This is a genomic window from Ehrlichia muris subsp. eauclairensis (genome assembly GCF_051097115.1).
In the GTDB taxonomy this organism is placed as follows: Bacteria; Pseudomonadota; Alphaproteobacteria; order Rickettsiales; family Anaplasmataceae; genus Ehrlichia; species Ehrlichia muris.
In genome coordinates, this window is the sequence record NZ_CP118226.1 from 1119811 (window position 1) to 1140711 (window position 20901).

Here is a 20901-nt window from a genome sequence, read left to right on the forward strand (position 1 = left end):
ATATAAACGAATACAGCCCTAAACCATATTACACACAGGAAAAATATTAAATTTTGATATTTATTAACTTGTTAAAATATATATTAATATTTTTAATATTATGCAAATTATTAAAACTACACCATATCATATAATAAACACTGGGAAGTGTTGTAATACTTCGTCACATTTTCTGTCTTTAATAATGTCATAAAACATTTAATGAACATACAATGTTAGAAACCATTATGTTCAGTACCACACAAAAATTATTTATTTTTAGGCAAATTTGACAAGTATTTATATCTTGAGTAGAGTCTAACTTCTATCATAAGATTAATTATAAATTTAACACTCTAAAATTTAAGTGTAATAAAACATTCAAAGATGAAATACAGCTATTCATCAACAATCTTTTCACAATACCCAACCCAAAATATTCAACCAGATAAAGTGTCTTGTAATAAATAACAGAACTTAAGTAAACATAAACTTACAAAAGATGTATAACATCATCCATCAAAAATCAATCTAAAAACACATATTATATATTATTTAACTATCACTATCTATAATGTCGTAATTGATTCTCTTAGGTAAAGAAATGTCAGATATTCCATATATAAATAATAAGAACGAGATAAAATCTACTAAAATAACATGGGAAATAGTAAAAAATCAGAAATACAAACAAACACACTTATTACAAATATCCTGTTTATATATAATAACAATATATTCCAAGCATTACAACATATCTTTACCAGAAGACAACATCATGAGCAACATACTATTAAGAATCAATACAACAATGGAATCAGTACTATTAAATAAACTTCTCAATATCGAAATACTAAAAGGGATTTCTTCTTACAAATTCATTAGCAAGAAAAAGAATAATATAGCAAGATTACAGGATATATCTCAATTTTTTAGCTCTAGTTTCAACATAAAACTTCCAAAAAGCATAGAAGAAAGTTTTATTGCTGAACACAAAGAAGCAGTACAACTGTTAAAAAGTTCCATAAGTATATAATTGTTATACTGTTACATAAATTATAGATGGTCAAACACTTGCTGCTCTACACAACTATTATTACAAAACTTAATTTTATAAGATTATTCATATTTTTTTAAATATATAATCGTCCCAACAACATTGGTATATCTAATAAAACCAATACATTCCTACACACAATTAGACAATGGTCAGTATTTATCAAACAACACCTTATTCAACAAAAAAATAAGTATTTGAAAATTTGTTAAAATTGATCACAATAATTACATTACTATTCTCCTTTAGTATTATGATGATAGATTTTATAAAAATGCATGGTACATCTAATGATTTTGTAATTATAGATTGTAGAAAAAGATCTTATAATAACATTAACTATAAAGCGATTGCTAACAGGAAAACAGGGATTGGCTGCGATCAAATCATTGTTATAACAGAATCTAAAAAAGCTGATTGTTCCATGTGCATATATAATGCAGATGGCAGCCAAGTTGAAATATGTGGAAATGCTGCAAGGTGTATAGGTTATTTATTAAGTAACGAAACACAAAATAACAACGTAACAATTGAACTATCTGACCGTATATTATCATGTTTAAGAACATCAGAAAATAGCGTACAAGTTAACATAGGAACAGCTAGATTCCATTGGACAGATATACCTACATCTCAAGAATGTGATACTTTACACTTACCCATAGAATTAGAAATGTTAAGTGATCCTGTAGGAGTAAACGTAGGAAATCCCCATGCAATATTCTTCGTTGACTCTATAGAAACAATTCCACTAAATAAACTAGGACCGAAATTAGAAAATCATCACTTTTTCCCTAAAAAGGCAAATATCAGTATTGCAGAAATTGTGTCTAGAGACAAAATTAAGCTTAGAGTTTGGGAACGTGGAACTGGAGAAACAGCTTCATGTGGTAGTGGTGCATGTGCAGCATTAGCTGCAGCAATAAGACGTCAGTACACTGATAACACAGCAACTATATACCTACAAGGTGGCAATTTATTAATATCGTACCAGAGTGATAATACTATTTTAATGGAAGGAATAGTATCATATGTATTTCATGGTATTTATTATGTTCAATAAGTTACTGCCTACTTTCTTAAATCAATAAACTTTCATACAGTATGTAATTATGTTACAATACAAACAATAATAAATGAGTTTTTATGAAACTAAAAGAAGCAACCATAAATGGAGTCTTTGTTATTTGTTTCGCACCTATAATAGCACTGTACCATAAAATGAAAGTACTTTGTGCAACAGGAGTTCTTTCATTAGATCAAGAGGAATCTAACTATTTGCGTGCTGTAATGATTGGCTGCTTGACCGTAGTGCTATGCTGTATAATATATATAATGATATTAATTCATTTTAACATTAAGTTAATGTTGTTTTTATTATCAAAAATCACAGGAAAAAATTTTAAAGCCCTTAATAATGTAATTTCTCGACTTATAGATGTACGTATAATACATTTTATAATATTACATATGCATTCAAAATTTCTGAAGCATATATCTTATAAAAACGAATTAAATAATAAATATGAGATGTATCAGGATCTTGCCCATAACACTGACATCATAATTAAATCAATAGAGCATCATAAAAAGCTATATGAAAACTTTATCTTACCGATTTAAGAATATGTTTATGTTTATTCATTATAACATATTTATGCTATATTAGTATCAAACAAAAATTTGACGAGTGGTGTATGAAAAGTAATTTCTTCATAACAAAGTGTAATGTATCGTCTTTAATAGTGAATATTAACAAAGCTATACCAAAACTACAGGATATTTCTCAATTCATAAAAGACAAAATCATTTCTATAAAAAATGAAGCTATTTTATTACAAAACAAACTAAAAAATTTACTTGAAACTAATATCGACCTTGGCCTATATCATTTTTACAAAGGAAATATATCAGATGCAAAATTCAGATTTCGCCTTATCAGTATCCTTAAACCTAAATTACCAATAGTATACTATAACCTTGGAAGATGTTACTTTGTTCTACAAAACTTAAATAAAGCACAACAAAATTTTATACGGGCGATAGAATTAGACAATAATTATGCAGATGCGTTATATTACTTAAACAAAATAACAAATCCAGCAAATATTGTATATGTACCTGAAAATATCATAAAGCAATATTTTGATTACACTAGTGAACATTTTGTGGAGCATTGGCTCATAGCAAAACAATACAAAGCTCACGAATATGTCAAATCTTTAATAATAAACTTTTTCGGGAATAAATCCTCACATTTGAATATCTTAGACCTAGGATGCGGTACTGGTATATGTGGTCAATTTCTAAAAATGAAGAGTATAGGTAACCATATAACAGGTATCGATTTATCAAACAAAATGATCAATATAGCAAGAGGTTGTTTTGTAAATGGAAAACAAGCTTACAATGAACTAATAAATATAAATATTTTTGATTTTCTAAAGAAAAATCAAGATAAGAAAAAATATGATGTTATCATCTTAACAGAAGTACTGCAGTACACTGGTAGCCTAAATTCTATTTTCAAATTATTGAAAACAATGCTAGATGCAAATGGTATCATTATTGGGCTTGCAAGAAGAAAGAAAGGATCAGGATTTCAATTTATCAACGAAGGAGATTTCTTCTGTCATTCAGATGAGTACATAAAATCATCCATTACCGAATCAGGGTTACAGTGTAGTTATTCCAGTTATTGTAAAATATATGGATCACAAATTGAAGGAGTACTTTTCGTAGCACAATCTCACACCAGTAGTTAAGAATTAACAGCATTATTATATAATTAGCCAATACAAACATCTTAAGATTAAAGAAAATTATTACATTAATGCAAAGTTATAAATGTATGTATAGCTTACCTATAATCACAGTTTATCATTATAACAAATCTATATTAATTAACCTTGTAGATACCAACATTACATTCATACATTTTTCTAGATATTTCCAAAGACTAAAAAAGCTTACTATTCCACATAGTACTTTATTAACAAGGCAATAGCTAGCTTACATTAAGAATAAATTCTTTTACAATAAATTCAATTCCAATTATAATAGATATTGTATATGTATGGAATGTCTTTTTAAAATCAAAAAAACTATTAATTTATGGTTAACAAGTTACGTTGACATGCACAGTAAATTTATTTAGGATTAAAGGTTATAAAACCGCGGTTGTGGTGGAATGGTAGACACGCAGCGTTGAGGTCGCTGTGGTTTGATAAAGACCTTGGAAGTTCGAGTCTTCTCAACCGCACCATGTAATATTTGAGCACAATATGGAAAATTTATTTAACAGCTTTCACTCCAACAAGTATATTACAGAAAAATCTATTACAGAATTAAGGTGTGGTATCCCAGTATTACTATATAATAGCAATAATAATTTACTAATTTTTCCTAGTGAATTAGTAGATCATCTATTATTAAGCACACTAAAAAAACATTTTAAAGATATTAACATATTAGTAACCGGTAATAGGGTAAATTTCATCTTTCAATCCTCAGGAAATCAACTCTCCAGGATTAAGATCAAAGAATCTCATGATCTAGAATATATATCTTCTCTACTAATAGGCCAAGAATTTCATAACAGAGGATCTTTTTCCATTGACAATCTCATTATAAGTACAAATCCCTTAGATAAAACTGCTATCTCTCTAATAAAACTAGCAAAGCTATTACCTTCAGCAATTGCGATTGATATCAGTAGTTCTAACATACTAGAATGGTGTACTAAAAATAATATAACACCTATAAAACAAGAAATAATTGATAACTATAATGAAGAATATGAAATTCAAGAAGTATGTAGTTCTCCTTTGTTTTTAAAAGACTGTCCTAACGCTCAAATAAATGTGTATAGATCACATACTGGAGAGCTTGAACACTACGCAATTATTATAGGAAGTCCAGATTATAACAACCCTATCATTAGGATTCATTCTTCATGTTATACTGGTGACTTACTGAACAGTTTATCTTGTGATTGTAGATGCCAATTGCATACAGCTATAAAACTAATGATAGAAAATAAAGGTGGAATAATTTTATACTTAGCTCAAGACGGTCGTGGTATAGGGCTAGCTAATAAAATAAGAACATATCAATTGCAAATTAAGCACAATTTCGATACTGTAGATGCTAACAGGTTCTTCGGATTCGAAGATGACGAAAGAGTATTTATTCCAGCTATAAAAATACTGCAGAAACTGGGAATTTCAAGACTACAACTACTTACAAACAATCCAAACAAAATTTCAGAAATTCAAAATAATGGCATACAAGTCACAAAAATATTACCTATTTTTGTTGACACAAACCAACATAATATTAATTATATCAATACTAAAGCTAAAAGATTAGGTCATGTTTGCTAGAAGTGTTTTTTATGCTACTTTTACATACTAACGTTAATCTGATGTAAATAAATAAGGTATACACTTTGAAATCACCACTGATTAACAAAAGTTTTTATTTTTGTACGCATGGATTAAAACTATAAGGTTGATGATACGTATGTTTAAAAAATTCAGAAAAAAGAATAATAATAACAACCCATCAGACGTAAATTTAGAAACAACATACAGTTGGCATGTTAGTCGTTATAACTCAGTCGTTATACAAAGGAATATGTTACTGTTTTTTACTACGGTAGCACTAAGCGCAGTAGGAATTAGTGTTTTTGTCATTTCTAATATAAGCAAAAACAGAACTATTGAACCATTTGTAGTAGAAATAGAAAAGAAGTCTGGGATTACAACTCTAGTCAATCCTACATCAGTAAAACAATATTCAGCTGATGAGGTTTTAAACAACCACTTCATAATAGAATATGTAAGATCTAGAGAACTTTTTGATCCTAATAATTTTCAATATAACTATTACACAAAAGTTCGCCTATTTTCTAACCAAACAACATACGGTGAATTCCGTAGCTGGATAAGGTTAAGTAATCCTGCAAGTCCTTTAAATTTATATGCAAATGTAACATCAGGACACTTAAAAATCAGATCTTTACAGCATTTACGTCCAGGAAGTGTACAGGTCAGATTTTCCTTAGAATTTGACCATCCAAACGGCACAATAAAAAAAGATAGAATAGCTACATTATCATTTCAATACGCAACTCTTGAAATGAATGAACAGGAAAGACAAATTAATCCTTTAGGATTCCAGATAACTTACTATAGGGCAGATGATGAATTTCTATAAAATTTATATAACATTACTATCAGTCTTAGCTATGATGTTTAATGGCAGCGCGTATGCCATCAGTAGAGTTAATAACCCTATTACAGTAGATAGTAGGATCAAGACTTTTGTATACAGTAATAATGAAATTTATAATGTGGTTTTTAACTATGGTTATCACTCGTACATTGAGTTTTCAAAAGGTGAAACTATAAAAATGTTAGCAATGGGGAATAATGTAGGATGGAAAGTAAAACCAGTTGATAACAAGCTCTTTATAATGCCATTAGAAAAGAATGGAAAAACAAACATGTTAATAGAAACAAACAAAGGAAGAAGTTATGCTTTTGACCTTATATGTCGCAGCACAAATGAATCTAGTGATGACAATGAAGCCGGATACTCTGCATTAAGAGACTTAGCGTATATAGTACGCTTCTACTATCCAAAGACTGAAGAAGATCTTGAGCTGAAGCAGGCAACTTTACCAGATATTTCTATTCTTAGTACAGTACAAGAACCAAAAAAATACGTTGTAATAAAACCTAATAATACAAGTGATAACTATGTTGTAGATGCAAAATCGGAAAACAACAAAATATTACCTGTAGAATTATTTGATGACAGAAAACTTACATACTTTAAATTTTCAAATAACAATCAAATTATTCCTCAAGTTTATATATATAATCATTATAAAAAAGTACCTTGCAAAATGTTATTACTACAAGATTATGTAATAATAAAGGGTGTACATAAGCACTTATATCTAGAATATAAGAGTGAATCTGTGAAAATTACTAATAAAAAACTATAATAAAATTTACCATGGTACACTATGTCAGAAGAACATCAAAACAACCAATACACAGAAATTGAAGATAGTGTAAACGTTGTTGGAACAAATAAAGGAAAAAAATTCATCACAATAGGAGTGATGATAGTTGGACTAGGGTTTGCTTATTATTATTTCTTTACAGACAAAAAACCAGCTGAAAATCTTAATAAACCACAAGTAACAGAAGAAGCAGATATAGAAAAATTACTAAAAGAATCTGTACCACCAACTCAAGAAGTATCTCCACCTATAAATATTCCACCTCAATTACCAGAGTTACCTCCTTTAGTATCACCATCTTTATCATCTATTCCAACAATTGAAAAACCTAAAATATTAGAGGTACCAAAAATAAAACCAAAACAACCTGCTGCAACTAAACCTTCTAAACCTTCTAAACCTTCACCAAAAATACCTTTACCTACTCAAAGCAAAATAGATATAGCTACCCCCATTGCACCTGCACCAACAACAGGTTATGACAAAGAAAGAAGAGCTGCATCAATGTTAGCAATTTCAGGTGGACAAAATCTTACATCTGCTACTACTGAAGGCGAAGTAGAATCAAATATTAACAATGCAATGAATAAAGTTAATTCTGTTATTTCTTTACAACCTACATCTTCTCCTAATACAGTCGCAACAAAAATAAACAATTTAGAATTTACAATTTTACAAGGCAAAATAATCGATGTTGTACTAGAAACTGCTATTAATTCAGATCTACAGGGTACATTGAGGGGAATAGTAGCACGAGATGTTTATGCTGAAGCCAATAATACAGTAATGATTCCAAAAGGATCAAGGTTAATAGGAGATTATTCCTTTAATGCCAGCCCTGGAAAAACTAGAGTTCAAATATCTTGGACCAGGGTTATCTTACCTAATGGTATTGACATAGCCATTGATTCTAATGGAACAGACGAGTTAGGAAGACAAGGAGCTTCAGGCGTCGTTGATACAAAAATAGGAAGCATATTAACTTCTACAATATTGTTAGCTGGCGTATCTGTAGCAACATATTATGCTACATCAAAAATCCCTGAAATAAACAATAATCCTATTGTAGAATCAGATGATAAAGATAAAAAGGACAAACAAGATGATGATTCAAATGATAAATCTAAATCTACAAAAACCACATTACCTGTGAAAATTTTATCCCAAGCAGTAGATGATTTTTCAAACTCTATAAAAGATATAATAAAGAAATACTCTAATAACAACCCTACAATATACGTAGACCAAGGTACTCTGCTAAAAGTATTTGTTAACAAAGACATTATATTTCCAAGATCAGCAGTTCATGGAATAGATATTGTTAATTAATTATAAAAGGTTTATATGACAACAAGTTATGCCGCTCTAGATACATATCTTGAACCATTACAATCTATCTTTCAGGAAGATGGAGTAAATGAAGTATCCATAAATCAGCAGTGCGAAGTATGGATAGAGAATAGAGGGAACATACGTTGTGAATCTATCCAAGCTCTTAATCTATCACATTTAAAAGCATTAGGAAGATTAATAGCGCAAGCAACAGAACAGAAAATAAGTGAAGAAAATCCCTTGTTATCAGCAACTTTACCTAACGGTTATCGTATACAAATTGTATTTCCACCAGCTTGTGAAGCAACTACAGTAGCTATGTCGATTAGAAAACCATCAGCTATGCAACTCTCACTAGACGACTATGAAAAAATGGGAGCATTTAATCAAGCTATAACAGAAACTCAAGAAAACAATGTAGACAATCAATTAAAAGAATTATTACAGCAAAAAAAAATTAAACAATTTTTAGAATATGCTGTAATAAACAAAAAAAACATAATAATAAGTGGCGGTACATCAACAGGAAAAACCACTTTCACTAATGCAGCATTACGAAGTATACCTAAAGATGAAAGGTTAATCACAGTAGAAGATGCGAGAGAAATTGTATTAAGCCATCATCGTAATAGAGTACATTTAATCGCCTCAAAAGGAGGACAAGGTAGAGCTAAAGTAAGTACGCAAGATTTAATAGAAGCATGTCTAAGGTTACGTCCAGATAGGATAATAGTAGGAGAATTACGAGGATCTGAAGCATTTAGCTTTTTAAGAGCAATTAATACAGGTCATCCTGGATCCATATCTACATTACATGCTGATACACCAATGATGGCACTAGAACAATTAAAATTAATGGTTATGCAAGCAGGCCTTGGAATACCCCCAGATCAAATAATTAATTATATTACTAATATAGTAGATATTGTAATACAATTAAAAAGAGGATCAGAAGGTAGAAGGTATGTATCAGAAATACTATTCACTAAATCTTTACAGAAAAATGGTTAAATGATACGTAAATTTTTATAATTAAGTTGTTGTTTTTATGGATAGTGTAAGTGCAAACCACATACGTAATATTTTATTCCTTATTCTAGGTGCATTCTTCGGACTGGAATTCTGCTTTTATTTATCAGGAGTGCTATTTATCTTGATGGTATGGGGACCAGACTATCTAGATTTTAATTCCATAAATCCTAGTTTCAGCGATTTTCCAGATAGAATCTGGCCAACCATTTTTAATTATGTAGAACATTGGTGGCACAACCCTGCTTTATATGATACATTATTATTAGTCAAGCTATTGTCATCATTATGTATCCCAATAGGTATCCTAAGTATAATATTATGGAATCTAAGAAATATATTATTTGACTGGAGACCATTTAAAAGGAAAGAATCATTACATGGAGATTCAAGATGGGCAACAGAAAAAGACATTCGTAAAATAGGATTACGCAGCAGAAAAGGCATATTACTAGGAAAAGACAAAAGAGGGTACCTTATTGCTGATGGATTTCAACATGCTTTACTATTTGCACCAACTGGATCCGGAAAAGGTGTAGGCTTTGTAATACCGAATTTATTGTTCTGGGAAGATTCTGTAATAGTGCATGATATAAAATTAGAAAACTACGATCTTACAAGCGGATGGAGAAAAAAAAGAGGGCAAGAAGTCTTTGTTTGGAATCCAGCACAACCTGATGGGATAAGCCACTGCTACAACCCACTAGATTGGATAAGTTCTAAACCAGGACAAATGGTAGACGATGTACAAAAAATTGCCAATTTAATAATGCCCGAACAAGACTTTTGGTACAATGAAGCACGTAGTTTATTTGTGGGAGTAGTACTATATCTATTAGCAGTACCAGAAAAAGTAAAATCTTTTGGAGAAGTTGTACGCACAATGCGTAGTGATGATGTAGTATATAATTTAGCAGTTGTATTAGACACCATAGGAAAAAAAATCCACCCAGTTGCATACATGAACATAGCTGCATTTTTACAAAAAGCTGATAAAGAGCGTTCAGGTGTAGTATCAACTATGAACTCATCTTTAGAACTATGGGCAAATCCATTAATTGATACAGCAACAGCTTCAAGTGATTTTAACATTCAAGAATTTAAAAGGAAAAAAGTAACAGTATATGTTGGGCTAACACCAGACAACTTAACTCGTCTCAGACCTTTAATGCAGGTATTTTATCAACAAGCAACAGAATTTTTATGTAGAACTTTACCGTCAGATGACGAACCTTATGGTGTATTATTTTTAATGGATGAGTTTCCAACACTAGGAAAAATGGAGCAATTCCAAACTGGTATTGCGTATTTCCGTGGATACAGAGTCAGATTATTCTTGATTATTCAAGATACTGAGCAGCTTAAAGGTATATATGAAGAAGCAGGAATGAATTCATTTCTATCAAACTCTACCTATAGAATTACTTTTGCAGCAAATAATATCGAAACTGCAAACTTAATATCACAATTAATAGGAAATAAAACTGTTAATCAGGAATCTTTAAACAGACCTAAATTCTTAGATTTAAATCCTGCATCCCGCTCATTACATATATCAGAAACACAAAGAGCTTTATTACTACCTCAAGAAGTGATAATGTTACCTAGAGATGAGCAAATTCTTTTAATAGAATCTACTTATCCTATAAAATCAAAGAAAATAAAATACTACGAAGACAAAACCTTTACAAAAAAATTATTAAAAAGCACTTTTATACCTACTCAAGAACCTTATGATCCTAATAACATAAAACCAACAAAAAAAGCAAATGAAGACCCCATGCCTAGTATTGAAAATGATATTCCTGAAAACAAGCCTGATAATACTAGGAACATCATGAAAGAAGAAGATGCAATATATAACAGCACAGAAACAAACTATTATGAAAATGAAGATAATTATGACGACGAAGATTTCAATTTTGATGATTTAGATGAATACATAGATGAAGAAGACTATGAAGATGAAAATGAGGAGTATAACGATGAGTCTGAAGACTATGACTACACTACAGAAGAAGAAGATAATGATCATAGCAACAACAGTCATGAAGATGACAAATACGAAAACAAAAGCATAGACAAAAGTAATTTAGATGACGAAAATGATTACAATAAAGAACCATTTGAGAATCAAGATTCCAAAAATGAGAACAATAACTTATAAATTTCTTTATGATAAATAACAGAAATTATTACCAAAGCACAAAAAATTTTATCAAAACTTTAGCATTAACTAGCATCAACTGAACTATATTATATGGAAATTTACCTTACTATATATGCAATACACAGAAACATACTAACATAAGTCAAACACAGATTAGTGATTTGAAATTCATATTACTAATAACAATCAAAACCTGGTCAAATCAACCGAATTAAACTTTTCAGATATTATAAACATTATATATTGTTACTGATTTTATATCTTTAGACTGAATTTAATAGTTATATACTCTGAAAAATCCATGTTTTATGTTATTTTCAAAGTATTACTAACTTTATCAATATACTATAAATTTTATCTTTACCACTTTAGTACATAACAAAAGATGATTTTTCTCCAAGTAAGATTTCTCTAAAAAGCCAACACACTTTATAACATAAGGTCCACCATATAAATAGAATTCAGATGTTTATATTTAAACAACAAGTAAATACTACATAAGTCCTCTATACATATTTTTTAGACTCTACTTTTTAATAAAATTCACTTCCTCCAATTTGAATAGGACTATATTCTCTCTATACAAAAAGCAATAAGTAAATAAAAACAGCAAGCAATACTTAAAAAGTATCACCTGCTATCTAAACACAACTAAGTCTTATAATTTATATAATACTATTAACTGTATTGTTATCAGTATCTGCTTGAGTAATAAAATGATTATATTCTACAAAACAAAGGTTAAAACAACAACATACATCTTTATTATTCAACAAACTGCCCAAAGCTTTTACCACTTGACACTCATAAACATATTTCTCATCCATTACCTCTGGTACAGGACATAATACTTTATTTACAAATGGTAATATTATATCATTTATAGGTAAGTTCGAATCTACAGTTTTATCATTATTTACAATAGCATTTATATCATGTAAGTCTTCTTCTATTAAAAACTTAGGATTATCGTTTTCCAAATGAGTTTCAGAAATTTCTTTTTCTTCTTCTGTAACAACTAATTCTGATGAAGATTGAGATACTGTTTCTCCTTCTTGATGAGTCTTAGAAGTTTCTTCTGTAACAACTGGAACTGCTTGATCTAGATTATCACTTACAACAGCTGCATGTAAGTCTTCTTCTATTAAAACCTCAGGATTATCGTTTTCCAAATGAGTTTCAGAAATTTCTTTTCCTTCTTCTGTAACAACTAATTCTGATGAAGATTGAGATACTGTTTCTCCTTCTTGATGAGTCTTAGAAGTTTCTTCTGTAACAACTGGAACTGCTTGATCTAGATTATCACTTACAACAGCTGCATGTAAGTCTTCTTCTATTAAAACCTCAGGATTATCGTTTTCCAAATGAGTTTCAGAAATTTCTTTTCCTTCTTCTGTAACAACTAATTCTGATGAAGATTGAGATACTGTTTTATCTCCTTCTTGATGAGTCTTAGAAGTTTCTTCTGTAACAACTGAAGCTGCTTGATCTAGATTATCACTTACAACAGCTGCATGTAAGTCTTCTTCTATTAAAACCTCAGGATTATCGTTTTCCAAATGAGTTTCAGAAATTTCTTTTCCTTCTTCTGTAACAACTAATTCTGATGAAGATTGAGATACTGTTTTATCTCCTTCTTGATGAGTCTTAGAAGTTTCTTCTGTAACAACTGAAGCTGCTTGATCTAGATTATCACTTACAACAGCTGCATGTAAGTCTTCTTCTATTAAAACCTCAGGATTATCGTTTTCCAAATGAGTTTCAGAAATTTCTTTTCCTTCTTCTGTAACAACTAATTCTGATGAAGATTGAGATACTGTTTTATCTCCTTCTTGATGAGTCTTAGAAGTTTCTTCTGTAACAACTGAAGCTGCTTGATCTAGATTATCACTTACAACAGCTGCATGTAAGTCTTCTTCTATTAAAACCTCAGGATTATCGTTTTCCAAATGAGTTTCAGAAATTTCTTTTCCTTCTTCTGTAACAACTAATTCTGATGAAGATTGAGATACTGTTTTATCTCCTTCTTGATGAGTCTTAGAAGTTTCTTCTGTAACAACTGAAGCTGCTTGATCTAGATTATCACTTACAACAGCTGCATGTAAGTCTTCTTCTATTAAAACCTCAGGATTATCGTTTTCCAAATGAGTTTCAGAAATTTCTTTTCCTTCTTCTGTAACAACTAATTCTGATGAAGATTGAGATACTGTTTTATCTCCTTCTTGATGAGTCTTAGAAGTTTCTTCTGTAACAACTGAAGCTGCTTGATCTAGATTATCACTTACAACAGCTGCATGTAAGTCTTCTTCTATTAAAACCTCAGGATTATCGTTTTCCAAATGAGTTTCAGAAATTTCTTTTCCTTCTTCTGCAACAACTAATTCTGATGAAGATTGAGATACTGTTTTATCTCCTTCTTGATGAGTCTTAGAAGTTTCTTCTGTAACAACTGAAGCTGCTTGATCTTCTACTTCCACAACATCACTATCTTTGCTACTACCTAAAATCGCACGCACAAGCATGTCTAACAAATTCTGCTCAGAAACTTCTTCTTCTGTAACAGCTGGAACTGCTTGATCTAGATTATCACTTACAACAGCTGCATGTAAGTCTTCTTCTATTAAAACCTCAGGATTATCGTTTTCCAAATGAGTTTCAGAAATTTCTTTTCCTTCTTCTGTAACAACTAATTCTGATGAAGATTGAGATACTGTTTTATCTCCTTCTTGATGAGTCTTAGAAGTTTCTTCTGTAACAACTGAAGCTGCTTGATCTTCTACTTCCACAACATCACTATCTTTGCTACTACCTAAAATCGCACGCACAAGCATGTCTAACAAATTCTGCTCAGAAACTTCTTCTTCTGTAACAGCTGGAACTGCTTGATCTAGATTATCACTTACAACAGCTGCATGTAAGTCTTCTTCTATTAAAACCTCAGGATTATCGTTTTCCAAATGAGTTTCAGAAATTTCTTTTTCTTCTTCTGTAACAACTAATTCTGATGAAGATTGAGATACTGTTTCTCCTTCTTGATGAGTCTTAGAAGTTTCTTCTGTAACAACTGGAACTGCTTGATCTAGATTATCACTTACAACAGCTGCATGTAAGTCTTCTTCTATTAAAACCTCAGGATTATCGTTTTCCAAATGAGTTTCAGAAATTTCTTTTCCTTCTTCTGTAACAACTAATTCTGATGAAGATTGAGATACTGTTTTATCTCCTTCTTGATGAGTCTTAGAAGTTTCTTCTGTAACAACTGAAGCTGCTTGATCTTCTACTTCCACAACATCACTATCTTTGCTACTACCTGAAATCGCACGCACAAGCATGTCTAACAAACTCTGAAATTTACTCTGTGTATTAACATCTACTTTATTATTATCAATATCCATAAAAGTCTCCCTTAATTTCAAATGTATTGCACAAATTCGACCTACAAAAAAACTAGTCCTTTATTATAAAATAACACTACTAGATAAGAATTGATATATCAATACAGGTATTAGGATATAACCTAAACATCGCCCAACCTTTCAATTCCATGATATATATATTTAATTACAACTTACATCAATACCTTATAAAATAATAAATACCAATTGAATTTGGCAAGAAAAAACATTACAATAAAAATGGTTATTTTATCATTAATTATTCTGTAATGACACACTTTGTAACGGACAAGTGCATAAGATGCAAATACACTGATTGTGTCGAGGTATGTCCAGTAGATTGTTTCTATGAAGGGGTTAATATGTTAGTAATAGATCCTGATCAATGTATAGATTGTGGTGTGTGTGTTCCTGAATGTCCTATCGATGCAATTGTCCCAGATGACTCCATAAGAGATGTACTAGAATTCAGCGATAGTACCTTAAATGAAGAACAGAAAAATCTTAAAAAATCTTATGAAATAAATAAAAAATTTTCTAAACAATGGAAAAACATAACATCTGCTAAACCTGCTAATCCAGAAGCAGAGTCTTATAAGTATACAAAAGATAAGTTTATTTATTTCGATGAAAATTTAAGCAAGTAGTATATGTTTTTACATCATATAAACTTACCATTAGCAAATTTATATTAATTTTAATATTACCTATTTTAGGTGTTGTACTTCGACATTATGCTGCACTAAAAATTTTTTCTACTTCTGTTACATTAACTCAATTAACTCATACTGAGCATAGCATCCAAAGATTTTCTAGCCATATTGCTAACTTCAACATCAAGAGTAACTTCAGGATAACCATTTTTTAAACATAAATATAATTTTTCTAAAGTATTTAAACGCATATGTGGACATTTACTACATGAAACACATCCACTATCTGAAGAATTGACAATATAAAAAGTACTGCCAGGGGATACTTTTTTCATTTGATGAATAATGCCTTCCTCAGTTAGAACTATAAACTCTGAATTAGGCCTTTCAGAAGAAAATTTTAATAACTGAGTTGTTGATCCAATGAAATTAGCATGCCTTAATAAATGACCAGGACACTCAGGATGAGCTATAACGTATGCTTTGCTATGTCTAACCATCATGTCAATTAATTTGCGCTCAGAAAAACTCTCATGTACCATACAAGTACCAGGCCATAAAATCATCTTTCTGTTTGTTTTTTTTTCTAAAAAACTTCCTAGAAATTTATCTGGAGCAAATAGAATTTGTTTTTCTTCTGGTATTTGTCTTATTATTTTTTCGGCACTTGAAGATGTACAAATTATATCAGAATAAGCTTTAACCTCTGCTAAAGAATTAATATAAGTAATTGATACACAATCTTTATGCAATTCACGAAATTTTTTAAAACTTTCAGCATTACAAGAATCAGCTAAAGAACATCCTGCATTTAAATCTGGTAATAAAACTCTTTTTGTAGGATTAATGATTTTTGCAACTTCAGCCATAAAATATACACCACAAAATACAATAACATCAGCTGTTGTTGTGGCTGCTTTTCGTGAAAGCTCCAATGAATCACCAATAAAATCAGCAACGTCTTGTATTTCTGGATCTTGATAGTAATGAGCAAGAATTATAGCATTACTTTCCTGAGCTAAATGACGTATCTCTTGTAGCAGCTTCATAATATCAAGTTTTTTCATGTAATTATTATGACAAAAAAATTACTTTTTAACAATCAAATACATAATGTTCCATGAGCTAAAAATACAATTTTGAAAAGAATATAACTCCTTATAAATCCTGCTCATATTAAATATATCATGCTGTTTATCACTAACTTTTTTCGTATATACACCTGTCAATTTCATATTCAACAGGAAAGAACGAAATGACTTATGGTACTGACGATAATTACAGCAAAATACATATTGTATTTTAACATTAAAAGAATTTATGATGTTTATTAATTCATCCATTTGATAAAATTTGCTAAAAGACCCTCCTACCTTTTCAACAACATTATTTAATTCTATTAAAGTTCCAAATATTGGAATTGCTATATACAATACACCATCTGATTTCACAACTCGAAGTAATTCTAACAGAGTAATATTAATATTACAAGACCATTGTAAAACCATTGAGGTAATAACAATATCAAAAAAACTGTCATAAAATGGCATTACATCCATATGACAATTTATTGATAATGCATTATTTTTTTCTTTAGCTAAAATACACATTTCCTGAGACAAATCCACCTGAATAAAATTATGGTGTGTAATGTCCAAGAATTTACCTATATTTCCAGTACCACATCCTACATCTAGTATGTTTTTCTTATCACAATTTTTCAATGTAACAGTGCTACATAATTCACGCAAAATCACATTTTGTATATCAGAGAATTTATCATACGAACTTGCTGCACCATCAAATGCTTTCTGTATTTTTTGAGTAACAAGATCCATACTGCATAATCACTAACAATAAAAATAGCATAGACAAAAACATCACTATAAACTGATAAAGAACACATTTGTAATGTACATTCTAAAAAATAGCTTCCACATCTACTGACATAGGATGTATTATGTTATACATAGTTTAAAACAGATCACTATTCTAGTATCTACATGTATACTGCAAATTACTTAGTAAGTTTTACACTACTAGCATACTACTAAATAAATCCAACTCAATAAAAAATTACATACAAAGAGTTTTACCAATGAATTTCTTTCAAAAAAAATCAATACAAGATAACTCTTACACTTTTTCAATTCCTATACAATTGTTCACAGAAGCTGTCTGGAAAAACAGAAGTTATGCAAATTTTGCAGAAAATGGTTATATAAAAAATGTAATTGCATTTAGATCTATTCACATGATCGCATCGGCAGCAGCATCTGTTCCCATATTATTAAATAAAATTGAAAAAAATAACATATTTCAAATAAAAACCCATGCCTTATTAAAATTAATATCTAGACCAAACAACACTACATCAAAATCAGAATTTATTGAAGGAATTCTCACTTATAAATTAATTGGTGGTAACGCTTACATTTTGATGATAGAAAATCACGATATGCTCCCTAGGGAATTACATCTTTTGCGACCAGACAGAGTTGAAATTATTCCAGGAAAAGACAATAGACCATATTCATATCGCTATTCGATAAATAATTGCAATTACAACTACAAAATTAACAAACTAACAAATTGTTCACAAATATTACACATAAAAAATTTCCACCCACTAAATGATTATTATGGTCTATCCCCTATAGAGGCAGCCTCATATAGTATAGACCAACATAACCAGGCTGGATCTTGGAATCAAGCAATGTTACAAAACGGTGCTAGGCCAAGTGGAGCATTAATCGTAAATGCAAAAGGCAATAATAACAATGGAAGTTTAACACAAGAACAATACACCCGTCTAAAATCACAAGTAGATGAATTCTATTCTGGCCCAAGAAATGCTGGAAGACCAATACTACTTGAAGGAGGATTAGATTGGAAAGAAATGAGCCTATCTCCTAAAGACATGGATTTTATTGAATCAAAACATAGTTCAGCACGTGATATTGCACTAGCATTTGGCGTACCCCCCCAATTACTTGGAATTCCCGGAGATAATACCTATAACAATCTTATGGAAGCAAGACTATCATTATGGGAACAAACAATATTGCCTCATCTAGATAATATTATTTCACATTTCAACAATTGGCTCGCCCCTAAATTTGGAAATAATATATTTCTATCATACAATAAAGATTCCATTTCTGTATTAACAGAAAAAAGAAAACAGCTTTGGCAATATGTAGAAAATGCAACTTTTATGACTATAAATGAAAAAAGAGCAGCTTTTGGGTTACCACCAATAGAGAATGGAAATACTCTATAACATACTACCAAAACCACAACAACTCTAATAACCTCTGAGATCTTATAAATTTATTAACTAAAAACCACACAATACATAAAAAATTATTTTGAAATCTCAGAATTTTATAACCAATTTTATAATTATAGAGATTCTCTTATGCAACAGAAAACATGTAACTTACTTTTATCTGAAAAAAATATAAAACAATCCGGGACTTTCTCAGGATATGCAAGTGTATTTAATGTTGTTGACAGACAAAAACATGTCATATTACCAGGAGCATTTAGCAATGCTATAAAAAATATACATAAAATAAAGTTGTTATGGCAACATAACTCAACAGAACCTATAGGTAATGTCACAAGTATGGTTGAAAATAACATAGGACTCTACATAACAGCAAACTTATTACTAGACTTACAAAAAGGAAAAGAAGCATATTTAATGCTTAAAAATGGTATCATCAATGCACTATCAATAGGATATAGTGTTGTAGATGATCACATGAATGACAACACAGGTGTAAGAATACTAAAGAAAGTATCTTTATGGGAAATCAGCTTAGTCACATTCCCTGCTAATATACATTCAAAGGTCACCAGTGTTAAGAATATACATAAAGATTTAGATATATCTTTTACAGAAGCTAAATTTGCATTAGATAAGTTGCGTTCAATGATCGATTTTTAAGTCAGTCCTTTTCACATTACTTAAATCAATAACAATTTTATAAATACACCTATCATCAGCTTCCTTAATAGAAAATACAGCTCCATTTTTGTGCTTAAAAACTTCATTTGTAACAGGTACCCTCCCAATCATGGATAAAATGAGTCCACCTATTGTTACATAATCGTCTTCCTCACAATCTCTAAAATCAATGTTAAAAGTTTCTTCCAAATTTTTAACTAACACTCTAGCATTTACTTCAATCTTATTATCAGAGATATTCACAATACTCGGAACAGCAGGAACACCATGTTCATCATCTATATCACCTACTATTTCCTCAATAAGATCTGCCATAGTAATCAATCCTTCTGTTCCACCATATTCATCTATTACTATAGCAACATGTATGTGAGAGGATTGCATTTTTATAAACAAATTAACTGCTTTCATTGATGGAGGAATATACATGACCTCACGGATTATATTTCTTGCATTAAAATCATTATAAAAATTTGAGATTATGTCTTTAATGTGAATAAATCCTATTATGTTATCCAAATTGTTCTCATATGCTAGAACTCTAGTATATTGCCCACTTATTACTTTATCTATCAAGTGTTTACTATTAGACATATCTGTAATATTTATAGCGTAGATTTCTGTCCTAGGAATCATTACATCCCTTGCCAAACAATCATTAAATTTTATAAGGTTATAAAACATTCTAGAATTGGTAAAACACTCGTTACTACTGATCAAATTGTTCTCGATAATCTTTTTGAGCTTTGGCATTTTTTTTAACATAAACGAAACTAACCTAGCACTCAACGATTCTCTTAAGGAAAACATATCTTCACTATCACTATTATCAGAAAGATTGCCACTCATACACAATATGTAATTCTTTATTATTACTTAAGTATACTATTCAAAACTTTATTTTCTATATAAAGTTTGTGTTAATAAACTTGTTAATAACACAGCATGAAAGATGTCAGTAAAAGTTGCTCACATTCTATTACATAGTTATTCACAGAGTTATTAGGAACATGAAGTTCGCAATAATTGTCATATAAGGCATTAATTAAAACTACAGTTATCAACATAATTCACATATTACTTATACACACATGTTATACCAGAAAATCAATATAATACGTACTTTATTAACAGAGTTATTCACAAAAAAACATTGGTAAAAGTTTGACATATATTTTGCAAAAATAAGTTTTATCCACATAATTCACAGGATTAACTATAAAAGCTATCTATAAGGATATATATATACATATAATTTCTATGAGAGGAAGTC

General features: G+C 30.1%; 17 protein-coding genes and 1 tRNA gene. 14 read left to right on the forward strand and 4 right to left on the reverse strand.

From position 1 onward, the window contains the following. Window positions 1–583: 583 nt before the first annotated feature. The 11 genes from PVA18_RS04480 (at window position 584) to PVA18_RS04530 (ending at window position 11601) form a co-directional block, all read left to right on the forward strand. Window positions 584–1015 carry a hypothetical protein gene (locus PVA18_RS04480; RefSeq protein WP_045804996.1) on the forward strand — a complete coding sequence of 144 codons (432 nt, stop codon included), beginning with the start codon at window positions 584–586 and terminating at the stop codon, window positions 1013–1015. A 277-nt stretch (window positions 1016–1292) separates the two neighbouring features. Further along, window positions 1293–2099, forward strand: coding sequence for a diaminopimelate epimerase (dapF, locus tag PVA18_RS04485; protein WP_045804997.1), 807 nt, complete (start codon window positions 1293–1295; stop codon window positions 2097–2099). An 83-nt stretch (window positions 2100–2182) separates the two neighbouring features. After that, entirely contained in the window at window positions 2183–2659 is a 477-nt protein-coding gene (locus PVA18_RS04490; RefSeq protein WP_045804998.1) for a hypothetical protein, read from the forward strand. A 74-nt stretch (window positions 2660–2733) separates the two neighbouring features. Beyond that, on the forward strand, window positions 2734–3801 hold the full coding sequence (locus PVA18_RS04495) for a methyltransferase domain-containing protein (RefSeq protein ID WP_045804999.1): 1068 nt from the start codon (window positions 2734–2736) through the stop codon (window positions 3799–3801). A 411-nt stretch (window positions 3802–4212) separates the two neighbouring features. Then, window positions 4213–4301: transfer RNA gene (locus PVA18_RS04500), tRNA-Leu, on the forward strand. 19 nt (window positions 4302–4320) lie between these two features. Further along, window positions 4321–5421 carry a GTP cyclohydrolase II gene (locus PVA18_RS04505; RefSeq protein ID WP_045805045.1) on the forward strand — a complete coding sequence of 367 codons (1101 nt, stop codon included), beginning with the start codon at window positions 4321–4323 and terminating at the stop codon, window positions 5419–5421. A gap of 139 nt (window positions 5422–5560) precedes the next feature. Beyond that, window positions 5561–6256: a virB8 family protein gene (locus PVA18_RS04510; RefSeq protein WP_082058920.1), complete on the forward strand. Its 696-nt coding sequence runs from the start codon at window positions 5561–5563 to the stop codon at window positions 6254–6256. After that, window positions 6243–7052: a P-type conjugative transfer protein VirB9 gene (gene virB9, locus PVA18_RS04515; RefSeq protein ID WP_045805001.1), complete on the forward strand. Its 810-nt coding sequence runs from the start codon at window positions 6243–6245 to the stop codon at window positions 7050–7052. Before PVA18_RS04510 ends, virB9 begins: the two co-directional genes overlap by 14 nt. Before the next feature lie 21 nt (window positions 7053–7073). Further along, window positions 7074–8402: a TrbI/VirB10 family protein gene (locus PVA18_RS04520; protein WP_045805002.1), complete on the forward strand. Its 1329-nt coding sequence runs from the start codon at window positions 7074–7076 to the stop codon at window positions 8400–8402. A gap of 15 nt (window positions 8403–8417) precedes the next feature. After that, window positions 8418–9416, forward strand: a complete 999-nt coding sequence (virB11, locus tag PVA18_RS04525; RefSeq protein WP_045805003.1) for a P-type DNA transfer ATPase VirB11 — start codon at window positions 8418–8420, stop codon at window positions 9414–9416. A 37-nt stretch (window positions 9417–9453) separates the two neighbouring features. Further along, window positions 9454–11601, forward strand: coding sequence for a type IV secretory system conjugative DNA transfer family protein (locus PVA18_RS04530; RefSeq protein ID WP_045805004.1), 2148 nt, complete (start codon window positions 9454–9456; stop codon window positions 11599–11601). Between the two features lie 668 nt (window positions 11602–12269). Here PVA18_RS04530 and PVA18_RS04535 read toward each other — a convergent pair. Continuing rightward, complete coding sequence (locus PVA18_RS04535; protein ID WP_434431849.1) at window positions 12270–14999, reverse strand: hypothetical protein; 2730 nt, start codon at window positions 14997–14999, stop codon at window positions 12270–12272. Window positions 15000–15268: 269 nt separating this feature from the next. Here PVA18_RS04535 and PVA18_RS04540 point away from each other — a divergent pair, with 269 nt between their 5' ends. Next, window positions 15269–15646, forward strand: a complete 378-nt coding sequence (locus tag PVA18_RS04540) for a ferredoxin family protein (RefSeq protein WP_045805256.1) — start codon at window positions 15269–15271, stop codon at window positions 15644–15646. 131 nt (window positions 15647–15777) lie between these two features. Here the strand turns inward: PVA18_RS04540 and nadA are convergent, their stop codons facing one another. Continuing rightward, window positions 15778–16719 (reverse strand): quinolinate synthase NadA, encoded by a 942-nt coding sequence (nadA, locus tag PVA18_RS04545; RefSeq protein WP_045805255.1) that lies wholly within the window; start codon window positions 16717–16719, stop codon window positions 15778–15780. 21 nt (window positions 16720–16740) lie between these two features. Continuing rightward, window positions 16741–17490, reverse strand: a complete 750-nt coding sequence (locus tag PVA18_RS04550; protein ID WP_045805254.1) for a methyltransferase domain-containing protein — start codon at window positions 17488–17490, stop codon at window positions 16741–16743. Window positions 17491–17750: 260 nt separating this feature from the next. Here PVA18_RS04550 and PVA18_RS04555 point away from each other — a divergent pair, with 260 nt between their 5' ends. Beyond that, complete coding sequence (locus PVA18_RS04555) at window positions 17751–18935, forward strand: phage portal protein (protein ID WP_045805253.1); 1185 nt, start codon at window positions 17751–17753, stop codon at window positions 18933–18935. 138 nt (window positions 18936–19073) lie between these two features. After that, a complete protein-coding gene (locus tag PVA18_RS04560) occupies window positions 19074–19607 on the forward strand; it encodes an HK97 family phage prohead protease (protein WP_045805252.1) in 534 nt (177 codons plus the stop codon). On the opposite strand, the gene PVA18_RS04565 is transcribed toward PVA18_RS04560, so the two are convergent. Then, on the reverse strand, window positions 19590–20477 hold the full coding sequence (locus PVA18_RS04565) for a hemolysin family protein (protein WP_180384231.1): 888 nt from the start codon (window positions 20475–20477) through the stop codon (window positions 19590–19592). The genes PVA18_RS04560 and PVA18_RS04565 overlap by 18 nt on opposite strands. Between the last annotated feature and the right edge of the window lie 424 nt (window positions 20478–20901).